Source organism: Pseudomonas sp. ADAK2, from assembly GCF_012935755.1.
Classification (GTDB): Bacteria; Pseudomonadota; Gammaproteobacteria; order Pseudomonadales; family Pseudomonadaceae; genus Aquipseudomonas.
Genome location: NZ_CP052862.1, coordinates 4,503,017 through 4,514,793, shown reverse-complemented (window position 1 = coordinate 4,514,793; position 11,777 = coordinate 4,503,017). Strand labels below are relative to the sequence as shown.

At 61.9% G+C, this 11,777-nt stretch carries 7 protein-coding genes; all 7 read left to right on the top strand.

The window, feature by feature from the left end; all coding sequences use genetic code 11:
* The first annotated feature begins 121 nt into the window (after positions 1 to 121).
* Positions 122 to 745 (top strand): CDP-alcohol phosphatidyltransferase family protein, encoded by a 624-nt coding sequence (locus tag HKK52_RS20660; RefSeq protein ID WP_169372357.1) that lies wholly within the window; start codon positions 122 to 124, stop codon positions 743 to 745.
* Positions 746 to 787: 42 nt separating this feature from the next.
* Entirely contained in the window at positions 788 to 2,545 is a 1,758-nt protein-coding gene (locus HKK52_RS20655) for a bifunctional alpha/beta hydrolase/class I SAM-dependent methyltransferase (protein WP_169372356.1), read from the top strand.
* A complete protein-coding gene (locus HKK52_RS20650; RefSeq protein WP_169372355.1) occupies positions 2,545 to 3,858 on the top strand; it encodes a phosphatase PAP2/dual specificity phosphatase family protein in 1,314 nt (437 codons plus the stop codon). Before HKK52_RS20655 ends, HKK52_RS20650 begins: the two co-directional genes overlap by 1 nt.
* Entirely contained in the window at positions 3,848 to 4,303 is a 456-nt protein-coding gene (locus HKK52_RS20645) for a hypothetical protein (protein ID WP_169372354.1), read from the top strand. Before HKK52_RS20650 ends, HKK52_RS20645 begins: the two co-directional genes overlap by 11 nt.
* Positions 4,304 to 4,314: 11 nt before the next feature.
* Positions 4,315 to 4,935: a lysophospholipid acyltransferase family protein gene (locus tag HKK52_RS20640; RefSeq protein ID WP_169372353.1), complete on the top strand. Its 621-nt coding sequence runs from the start codon at positions 4,315 to 4,317 to the stop codon at positions 4,933 to 4,935.
* 1 nt (position 4,936) lies between these two features.
* Positions 4,937 to 5,869, top strand: coding sequence for a phosphatidate cytidylyltransferase (locus HKK52_RS20635; protein ID WP_149659352.1), 933 nt, complete (start codon positions 4,937 to 4,939; stop codon positions 5,867 to 5,869).
* Positions 5,870 to 5,947: 78 nt separating this feature from the next.
* Positions 5,948 to 11,773, top strand: a complete 5,826-nt coding sequence (locus HKK52_RS20630; protein WP_169372352.1) for an alpha-2-macroglobulin family protein — start codon at positions 5,948 to 5,950, stop codon at positions 11,771 to 11,773.
* The last annotated feature ends 4 nt before the right edge of the window (positions 11,774 to 11,777 follow it).

The following is an 11,777-nucleotide window of genomic DNA, read 5'->3' as shown; positions in this document are numbered from 1 at the left end:
CCGAGGCCGAGTGTTCACGATTGGCCCTGGATTCGCGGGAAGATGGTTTTTGCTGGCATTCTGATTATTGTGACGTATAACCCTGAACGTTCGCGCTTTCAATTATTGAGACCGTCTCCCGATGCCTTCCATTTACCAGCTCAAACCTGCCTTCCAGAATCTGTTGCGCCCGCTGGTGCAACGATTGTTCGATAACGGCACCACCGCCAACCAAATCACCGTGCTGGCCGCCGTCATTTCGGTAGCGGTGGGCGTGGCGATTGCCAGTTTCGCCCAGCACCCGTGGGTGTTTATGTTGATTCCGGTGTGGATGATCCTGCGCATGGCGCTGAACGCCATCGACGGTATGCTCGCCCGTGAGTTCGGCCAGCAGTCGCGCCTGGGTGCCTACCTCAATGAACTGTGCGATATCGTCGCCGACTGCGCGCTGATCCTGCCGTTTGCGCTGATTCCCGAGGTGAATCTGCTGGTTGTGTTGTTGGTCACGCTGCTGGCATTGTTCAGCGAGTACAGTGGCGTGCTCGGGCCGATGGTCGGCGCTTCGCGCCGGTATGACGGGCCGATGGGCAAAAGCGATCGCGCGTTTGTCCTCGGTGTCGTGGCCACCGGCATTGCCATTGGCTGGTTCAGCGCGTTGTGGATTAACGTTGTGTTTGGGGTGGTCGCCGTCCTGCTGGCATACACCTTGGTCAACCGGGTCCGTCAGGGCCTCAAAGAAGTGCAGGAAACCGCTCCCTCGGCATAAGGCCTCTTCAGCATAAGGCCGCTCTAGCATAAGGAAAGTGCAATGCGTGAACCCCAGCAGCAGACCTTCACCACCCACGACGGCGTCGAGCTGTTCTACCGTCACTGGCCGGCCACCGCCGCCAATCCCGACGAACCGCGCAAAGCCGTGCTGCTGTTTCATCGCGGCCATGAACACTCCGGGCGTATCGCCCACCTGGTGGATGAACTGGATCTGCCGGGGTTCGACTTCTTTGCCTGGGATGCCCGTGGCCATGGTCAATCGCCCGGTGCGCGCGGTGACAGCCCGAGTTTCGCCACCAGCGTGCGCGACGTGCAGACCTTCTGCGATCACCTGAGCGCCGCCCACCAGATCGACGAAGAAAACATGGCGGTGATCGCCCAGAGCGTCGGCGCCGTGATCGTCTCGACCTGGGTCCACGACTACGCGCCGCGCATCCGTTCGTTGGTGCTCGCCTCGCCCGCGTTCAAGGTCAAGCTCTACGTGCCGTTCGCCCGCTCGGGCCTGGGGCTGATGCGCAAGTTTCGCGGCAATTTTTTCGTCAACAGCTACGTCAAGGCCAAGTTCCTCAGCCACGACCCGGAACGCGTGGCGTCCTACGACAGCGACCCGCTGATCACCAAAGCGATTTCTGTGAACGTGTTGCTCGGCTTGTACGAAGCCGCCGACCGCGTGGTGGCCGATGCCCAGGCGATCCAGGTGCCGACCCAGTTGCTGATTTCCGGCTCGGACTTCGTGGTGCATCGCAAACCCCAGGAGCAGTTTTTCGAACGCCTGGGCAGCCTGAAGAAGGAAAAACACATCCTCCCTGGCTTCTTCCACGACACCCTCGGCGAACGTGATCGCGCCGTGGCGGTGGCCAGCGCCAAGCGTTTTATCCTGCAAAACTTCGACTATCCGCTGGACCGCGCTTCGCTGCTCGATGCCGACAAGATCGGCCTGACCTGCGCCGAATCCGAATCCCTCGCCGCCCCGCTGCCGCGCAACTCGTTGCGTGACCTGTACTGGCGCATGACCCGCGCCAGCATGCGTTTGGGCAGCAAAGTGTCCGAGGGCGTGAAGCTCGGTTTCGACACCGGTTTCGACTCCGGCAGCACCCTCGACTACGTGTACCGCAACCAGCCCACCGGCAAGGGCGGACTCGGGCGGATGATCGACCAGAACTACCTGAACTCGATCGGCTGGCGCGGCATTCGCCAACGCAAACTCAACGTCGAAGAACTGCTGCGCCTGACCATGGCCAAACTGCGCGACGAAGGTCGCCCGGTACGCATCGTCGACATCGCCGCCGGCCATGGCCGCTACATTCTCGAAGCCTTGCAAGGCGTCAGTCCGCTGCCGGAATCGATCCTGCTGCGCGACTACAGCGACATCAACGTGCGGGATGGCGGTGCGCTGATTCGCGATAAAGGCCTGGGCGACATCGCGCAATTTGTGAAGGGCGATGCCTTCGACCGCGCCGACCTGGCCGCGCTGGAGCCCAAGCCAACGCTGGCAGTGGTCTCCGGCTTGTATGAATTGTTTGCCGACAACACCATGGTCGGCGATTCGCTGGCAGGTTTGGCCGAAGCGGTGGAACCCGGCGGTTATCTGGTCTATACCGGCCAGCCGTGGCACCCGCAACTGGAACTGATCGCCCGCGCCCTGACCAGTCACCGTCAGGGCCAGGCGTGGGTGATGCGTCGGCGCAGCCAGGCGGAAATGGATCAACTGGTCGAAGCCGCAGGTTTCCGCAAAATCACCCAGCGTGTGGATGAATGGGGGATCTTCACTGTGTCCCTCGCGCAACGGGTGCAATGATGCCGGACGCCTCAAGCGCAAGAGAGCCGGGGTTGCTGAAACCGGCGGTGCTTTGGTTGCTGCTGCTGGCGCCGTTGTTTTTCGCCAGCTACGGCTTTGCCACGTGGTATACGACCCAGCGCAGCGATGTCAGCACCTTCGTTTTCGAGTGGGAAAGCGCCATGCCCTTTTGGGCGTGGACCATCGTCCCCTACTGGACAATTGATCTGCTGTACGGCTTTTCGCTGCTGCTGCCCAACAGCCGGCATGAACTCAAACGCCATGCCTTGCGCTTGCTCAGCGCCCAGGTGATTTCGGTCAGTTGCTTCCTGTTGTGGCCGCTGCGCTTCACCTTTGAACGGCCGGAGCTGGACGGAGTATTCGGCTGGCTGTTCGCGGTGCTGGCAGGGTTCGACAAGCCGTTCAATCAGGCGCCGTCGCTGCACATCGCACTGCTGGTGATTCTGTGGGTGATGTACCAACGACACTCGCAGGGCGTGTGGCGCTGGGTGGTGCATGGCTGGTTCGCACTGATCGGGATTTCGGTGCTGACCACTTATCAACATCACTTTATCGACTTACCCACAGGCGCCCTCGCCGGTTGGCTGTGCGTGTGGTTGTGGCCGCTGGATCGGTCTAGCCCGTTGAACAGCCTGCGGTTGGCCAAGGACCCGAAACGCTGGAGCCTGGCCGTGCGTTATGGCCTCGGCGCCGCCGTGTTCGCCATTCCAGCCTTTGGCCTGGGCGGCGGATGGTTGTGGTTGATCTGGCCCTCCGTGGCGTTGCTGTTGGTGGCGCTGAATTACGCAGTGCTCGACGCTGCCGGGTTTCAGAAACGCGCCGACGGCCGTCTGAGCCCGGCCGCCCGCTGGTTGTTTGCGCCTTACGTGGCGGCGGCGTGGATCAATTCACGGCTGTGGACTTACAAGCATCCACAGCCCAATGAGGTTGTGGATAACGTTTGGCTAGGCAGGCTGCCGAGTGCCGAGCAGTTGACGCCGTTTAAAGCGGTAGTCGATCTGTGCGCTGAGCTGTCGCTCGATCCCCGAGGTCGCGCTTATCAAAGCATCCCGGTCCTCGACCTGACGGCACCCAACGCAGAGCAATGTCTCGCCGCCGCCCAGGCCATTGAACAACTGCGCCAGCAAGGCCCGTTGCTGGTCTGCTGCGCGTTGGGTTATTCGCGCAGTGCCACGGCGGTGGCGGCGTGGTTGCTGCACAGCGGCCGCGCGAGCACGGTCGATGCCGCCGTGGCGATGATCCAGGCCGCGCGTCCGCGAGTGGTATTGCACCCGGCCCATCGTCAAGCGCTGGAGACTGCCTATGCCGGTTGATATGGAACTGCAGGTGGTCGCCAGTCTGCTGCGCCGAGGCCGTTCCCTCGATCAGTTGTCCACAGTGCTGACCGTCCTCGGGGTGTTGTTCGGTCTGTTGCAATTGCTGCTGATCACTCCGGTGACGTTCGGCCTGTTACTCAGTGCCTGGCTGATCGTCACGGGTTTGTGGCAAAAATATTGGGCGTTTCGCGTCGCCTTCGACGCGGATCTTTTTACCCTGATGGCTCGCGATGCTGACGCCTTGCCGGACCGCACTCAAGCCCTCGACCACGCCCTGCAAAGCCTCGGCCTGCAACCGGCCAACCGTGCCGGGCGGCCCTGGGCCGAGCGCCAGCGCGGAGCGCTGAGCCTGCTGCGTAAACAAGCTGTCCTACTGGCCGTGCAGGTGCTGCCGACATTGGCGGTGATCCTGGCCAGCCCTTGGCTGTCCTTCGCCGGATAAGGAAATCATTCATGTTCGAACCTGTGGTTGCCACCCTCATCACCTCCATGGCCCGCACCGTCACTGGCGCCCGCAGCCTGTGGATGGGCTGCGCGCCGGAACCGGTGCAGCGGATCTATTTCGCCAACCACAGCAGCCACGGCGACTTCGTGCTGCTCTGGGCCTCGCTGCCTCCCGCCCTGCGCAAACTCACGCGCCCGGTGGCCGGCAGCGACTACTGGAACAAAAGCGCGATCCGCCGCTACATCATCAACCGGGTGTTCAACGGCGTGCTGATCGACCGCGAGCGCAAAGACCCTGTGGATAACCCCTTACAGCCGATGCTTGATGCCTTGGCGACGGGTTATTCGCTGATTATCTTTCCCGAAGGCACACGCAATCCGGAAGACGGGCTGCTGCCGTTCAAAAGCGGGCTGTATCACTTGGCCAAAAGTTATCCACAGGCCCAAGTGATCCCGGTGTGGATCGCCAACCTCAATCGGGTCATGCCCAAGGGCCGAGTGCTGCCATTGCCGCTGCTGTGTACCACCAGTTTCGGCACGCCCCTGCAATTGGAAGAAGACGAGAGCAAAGAGCATTTCCTGACACGCAGCCGCGACGCGCTGCTGGCCCTCGCCCCGGAGCATTCCTGACATGGATAGACAAACCCTGATGCTGTTCGGCGGGATCGGCCTGATTCTGGTGCTGGCTTCGCTGATCGGCCTGATCCTCAAGTTGCGCACCCGCGGCACGCCGAACCCGGTTGTGGATAACCTCAACGCCCGCATCAATGCGTGGTGGGTGATGGTAGTGGTGATCGGCCTCGCCTTCTGGCTGGGCACCGGCGCGGTGATCCTGCTGTTTTACGCGGTGTCGTTCTATGCGCTACGGGAATTCCTCACCCTTACGCCGACGCGACGCAGCGACTATCCGGCGCTGGTGGCGGCGTTTTACCTGGCGTTGCCGCTGCAATACCTGCTGATCTATTTCGATTGGTACGGGCTGTTTTCGATCTTTATCCCGGTGTACGTGTTCTTGCTGCTGCCGATCCTCGCCTCGCTGGGCGGCGACAGCACGCACTTCCTCGAACGGGCGTCGAAAGTGCAGTGGGGCTTGATGATTGCAGTGTTCTGCGTGTCGTTCGTGCCCGCCCTGCTGACCCTGGACATCGCCGGTTATGAAGGCCGCAACCTGTTGCTGATCGCTTATCTGGTGATCGTGGTGCAGCTGTCGGATGTGTTGCAGTACGTGTGCGGCAAGTTGTTCGGCAAACACAAAATTGCACCCAACCTATCGCCGTCGAAAACCGTCGAAGGCTTTGTCGGCGGCGTGCTGCTGTCCTCGTTGATTGGCGCGGCGTTGTGGTGGACCACGCCGTTCAACCCGTGGCAGTCGTTCCTGATTGCCCTGCTGATCAACCTGCTGGGGTTTGCCGGCGGCATCGTGATGTCGGCGATCAAGCGCGATCGCGGCGTGAAGGATTGGGGGCACATGATCGAAGGCCACGGCGGCATGCTGGATCGGCTGGATTCGGTGTGTTTCGCGGCGCCGATCTTCTTCCATCTAGTGCGCTACTGGTGGACTTGAGAGCCTTGATCTAAAAGCCCCGTAACACTTTTCAGGTTCACGTGTAGGATATGCCGCACTTTGCCAAGGATGCGCACCATGTTCGACACGTTCAAAAAAACCTGCCGCCGTTTTTTCGGCGTTTTTTTAACCGTGATGGGTGCGCTTTTCAGCCTCATGGGCTGGCTGCTTAAAGCGGTCTTTGGCCAATGGCAGCCGCCGTCCTGGATGGCTGCCCTCGGCAAACGCCTGGTCGCGCTGGGGCACAAGGCCCGGCCCTATCCAAAGCAGATTGCGGCGGCTGTGCTGGGTGTTGCCCTGCTGGTGGCGGCCGGTGTGTATGGCTGGCACTGGTATTCCCACCTACCGCAACCGCACACCGTGACCTACTCGGTGCAATCGCCGAGCCTGACCAACTACGCCGTAACGCCGCCCACCTTCAATAACGTGCGAGTGCGCTTCACTGAATCCGTGGCGCCGTTGCAGGACATCGGTAAACCGGTCACCAAGGGCATCACCCTTAAACCCGCCGTCAAAGGCGTCTGGCGTTGGGAGGATGATCGCAACCTGGTGTTCGTGCCGGATCAGGATTGGCCGATCAACGCCGAATACAACCTCGACCTCGCGAAGAAAGGCCTGCTGGCTGGCGGCGTGCTGCTGAACCAGTACAGCAGCAAGATTGCCACTGACGCTTTCCGCGTGCGTTTGGTCCAGAACGAGCTGTACCAGGATCCGGTCAACCCGACGCTTAAACAGCAAGTCACGACCTTCGGCTTCACCCATCCGGTGGACGAAGACAGCGTGCGCAAACGCGTGACCGTCACCCTGGGCAAAGGCCTGGCTTACCGCGATACCCAGGCTCCGAACAAGCCTGAAATCACCTTCGACGAACACAAGATCAACGTCTACATCCGCTCCGCCGCCCTCGCCACACCGCTGGAAAGCGTGGCGGTGGCAATCAAGCTCGATGAAGGCATCAAGGCCCGGGACGGCGGCAATGCCAGCCCTGCTCCGCTGAGCGCTGAAGTCACCGTACCCGGCCGCTATCGCCTGACCTTCGGCAACGCCGACGTGCAGTTTGTCGACAACGAACGCGGCGAGCCGGAACCGGTGCTGATGTTCAGCAGCTCCAGTGCCGTGGCCGATGAAATGCTCGCCGGCAAGGTGCAAGCCTGGCTGCTGCCGGAAAAACCCGCCGACGATCAAACGCCCTGGTACGGCCAAGACATCGACGAAAAACTGCTGGCCCGCAGCACCAAGGTCGCGCTGACCCACGTCCCGAGCATCGAACCGCTCAATACCCAGCACGCCTTCAAGTTCAAGGCGCCGGCGGGTCGTGCGTTGTACATCCGCGTCCCGGCCAACCTCGAAGCCATCGGCGGTTACCTGGCGAAGAATCCTACGGTGTCGCTGGTCAGCATGCCGGCCTATCCGCGCAGTTTGCGCTTCCTGTCCGACGGCGCACTGCTGAGCCTCACCGGCGAGAAACGCCTGGGCTTTATGTCCCGTGGCGTGCCCGGCGCCCATGTGGAAATCGCCCGTTTGCTGCCCAACCAGTTGCAACACCTGGTGGACCAGAGCAGCGGCAGCTTCGCCCGGCCCAACTTCAGCAATGACTATTTCGACCGGATGGTCGAGCGTATGTCCCTCGACATCCCGCTGAACGCCGCCGACCCGTCGAAAACCGTTTACGACAACGTCGACCTCAGCCGCTACCTCAACGCCAATGGCGGGCGTCGCGGGATTTTCGTGCTCAAGTTGAGCTCCCAGGATGATCAGTCCGAGCGCACCTTCGACCGCTATTCCGACAACACCACCAGCGACTTGCGCTTCATTGTGGTCACGGATTTGGGAATCATCGCCAAGCGTTCCAGCGACGGCAGCCATGATGTCTACGTGCAGTCCATCGGCAATGGCTCGCCGGTAACCGAGGCACAGGTCGACATCATCGGGCGCAACGGCTTGCCGGTAAGCAGCGGTAGAACCGACGCCGAGGGCCATGTGCACTTCGCCAAGCTCGATGAGTTGCGTCGCGAAAAAACACCGCTGATGTACGTGGTGACCCGTGGCAACGACCAATCTTTCCTGCCAATCGCCCGCCAGTCCCAGCAACTCGACCTGTCGCGCTTCGACATCGGCGGCCTGGAAGAAGACGGCGCCACCGAGCGTCTTAGCGCTTACCTGTTTACCGATCGCGGCCTCTATCGTCCCGGCGAAACGGCGCACTTGGGCATGATCGTCCGTAGCGGTAACTGGAAAGGTGGTTTGCAGGGCCTGCCGGTGGAACTGAAAATCCTCGACCCACGGGGCATGGAAGTCATCCGCCAGCCGCTCAAACTGTCGGCTTCGGGCTTTGAAAGCTTTGATTTCGCCAGCAGCGAAGTCGCGCCAGCCGGGGATTACAGCGCGACCCTGCAATTGATCGGCGAGAAACAGTCGCGCACCGACCTGGGCAGCGTCAGTTTCAAGGTTCGCGATTTCGAGCCGGACCGCATGAAGGTCAGCCTGACCCTGCACGACACACCAGTAGTCGGCTGGATCCCGCCCGACCAAGTGGTGGCCAAGGTCACCGCCCTGCACCTGTTCGGTGCCCCGGCGACGGGCCGGCGGGTGACGGCAAAAATGTCCCTGAACCCGACGGCGGCGGCGTTTGACCGTTACCCGGATTATCGATTCCACCTGCGCGATTCCCTGGAAGAAGCCAGTTCCGAAGACCTGGCGGAAGCCGAGGCCGACGATAACGGTCAGGCGGTGCTCGACCTCGACCTGCAACGTTTCGCCAACAGCACTTATCGCCTGCAAGTCATGACTCAGGTCTATGAGGCCGAAGGTGGCCGTAACGTCGCGGCCCAGAGCAGTCTGCTGGTGTCCTCCGCGCCGTATCTGGTGGGTGTAACCAGCCCGGATGCCCTCAACTACGTCGCCAAGGACGCCCCGCGCCAGGTGCAATGGCTGGCCATCGCGCCGGACCTCACGCCACGGGCCGTGGATGGCCTGAGCACCGAACTGGTGGAGCATCGCTACGTTTCGGTACTGATCAAGCAAGCCAACGGCACCTTCAAATACGAGTCGCGGGTCAAGAACATCAGCCAGCCTGCCGTACCCCTGACTTTGGGCAAGGCCGGCGCCAAGCAGACGCTGAACACCACCACCCCGGGCGATTACACCCTGAAATTGAAGGACCCCAACGGCAACGTCATCAACGCCATCGACTACAGCGTCGCCGGGCGAGCCAACACCTCGCGCTCCCTGGAGCGCAACGCCGAACTGCAACTGCGCCTGGACAAGCGCAGCTACGCCACCGGCGATGAGATTGCCATCAGCATTCGCGCGCCTTACACCGGCGCCGGGCTGATCACCATCGAACGCGACAAGGTCTACACCCAGCAATGGTTCAAGGCCGACAGCACCAACAGCGTGCAGCACATCCGTGTACCGGCCGGGATTGAAGGCAACGCCTACATCAACGTGCAATTCGTGCGCGACATCGGTTCGTCCGAGGTCTACATGAGCCCGCTGTCCTACGGGGTGGTGCCGTTCAGCATCAACCTCGATGCGCGGCGCATGGCGCTGAAGGTCGAAGGCCCGGCGAAAATCGAGCCGGGGCAAGTGCTGGATATCAAGGTCACGGCGGATCGGCCTTCCCGTGCCGTGGTTTACGCGGTGGACGAAGGCATCCTGCAAGTCGCGCGCTACAAGGCGCCGGACCCGCTGAGTTTCTTCTTCCAGAAACGCGCGCTGGAGGTCAACACCAGCCAGATCCTTGACCTGATCCTGCCGGAATTCAGCCGTTTGCTCAGCGGCGCAGCACCGGGCGGCGATACCGAAAACGCCCTGGCTTCGCACCTCAACCCGTTCAAGCGCAAACACCAGCCACCCGTGGCCTGGTGGTCGGGGCTGATCGACCTGCCGGCCGGGGAAACCGTGCTGCATTACCAGGTACCGGACAGCTTCAACGGCAAGTTGCATCTGTTCACCGTGGCCGTGGATGCCGACAGCGTTGGGGTCAGCGAGGCCGCCACCGAGGTGCGCGGGCCATTGGTGATCACGCCGAACGTGCCGGCGTTTGTCGCGCCGGGCGATGTGTTCAGCGTCAGCGCCGGGGTGTTCAGCAACCTCGACACGGCCGCCAAGGTGAAATTCGAGCTGCAAACCAGCAGCGGCCTGAAAGTCGAAGGCGCTCAGGACAACACCCTGGAACTGCAACCGCGCAAGGAAGGCGTGGCGCAGTTCCGCATCAAAGTCCTGGAAAACCTCGGCTCGGCCGACCTGCGCTTTATCGCGGTACTGCCGGACGGCAAACGGATCCAGGTCGCGGAAACCACCTCGATCCGCCCATTGACCGAACACCGGGTAGCCCTCAGCCTCGGCCGTTTCGACAGCGCCAGTAAAGAGCTGAAGCCGACTCGCGACCTGTTCGGGCAACTGCGCAATGTGCAAGTGGGTGTCGCCGCCTCGCCGCTGGTCTGGGCCAATGGCCTCAAGCATTACCTGGATGACTACGGTTACGCCTGCACCGAGCAATTGGTGTCCAAGGCCATGCCGGCGTTGATCTGGGGCGGCACCGCACCCGAAGCCGAACAAGCCTTTACCGGCGCGGTACGGATGCTCCGTCAGCGGCAGAATCAGGCCGGTGGTTTTGGTTTGTGGGCGGCCAACCCGGACGTCGCGCCTTACGCCAGCCTGTACGCCACCGACTTCCTGATCGAAGCCAAGGAACGTGGTTTGGCAGTACCGGAAGACCTGCTGGTGCGCGCCAACGCTTACCTCACCGACCTGGCCAACGGCCCGAGTGAAGGCTTGTCGGAGTTGCGCAACCGCGCCTACGCCAGCTACTTGCTGAGTCGTCAGGGGATTCTGGTCAGCGGCGCCGTGAGCGATATCCGCGAGCGTTACGAGACCTACTTCAAAGCCACCTGGACCAACGACCTGGGCGCCGCTTACCTCGCCGCCAGCTACAAATTGCTCAAGCAGGATCGCCAGGCCGATGCGCTGTTCCGCAAGATCCCGTGGCGCTCCGTCGCCGATGCCTGGGACAGCGACGGTTTGTATTACGACCCGCTGGTGCATGACGCCGAGCACCTGCATTTGCTCAGCCGCCATTTCCCCGAGTTGCTGGACGATGTGCCGGTGGCCTTGCTGGATAAACTCGGCAAGCGCCTCAACGAGCAGCGTTACAACTCGCTGTCCGCCGCGCTGTTGTTGCGTGGCCTGGACAACTACGGCCAGCGCGCGCAAAGCGACATGACCCTCAAGGCCTCGGCCTGGTTGGGCGACAAACAGCAACAACTGTTGGAGATGGCCGGTCAGCCGCCGCGCGCCGCCGTACCGGTCGGCACCAAGAAACTGCTGATGGAAAAAACCGACGGCCCGGCCGCGTTCTACATGCTCAGCGAGGCCGGTTTCGATCGCGGCACCCTCAAGCCAATCAGCAATGGCCTGGAGATCATCCACGAATACCTCGACCTGGACGGCAAAGCGGTCAGCAAGGTCAGTGTCGGCGATGAGTTCCTGGTGCGCCTGCGCCTGCGCGCTACCGATCGCGACCAAGTGCAGCAAGTGGCTGTCGTCGATTTGCTGCCGGGCGGGATCGAGCCGGTGTATCGCCTGCCACCGGAGCCGAAAGCTGCCAGCGAGGAAGACGATGAGTCGCAATACAGCGAAGACAGCGAAGAAGCCGAAGCCTGGCAACCCCCGGTCGGTGAAAGTGCATTGAGCGACTGGGCGCCGAACTACATCGATGTGCGCGATGACCGCGTGGTGTTCTACGGTATGGCGCGGCGCGATGTCGGCACTTTCGTTTATCGGGTGCGCGCCACCAATGCCGGGACCTTCAAGACGCCACCGGCCTACGCCGAAGGCATGTACGAAACCACCCTGCAGGGCCGTGGCAAAGTCGGTCAGCTGGAAATCGTCAAACCTTGAGGAA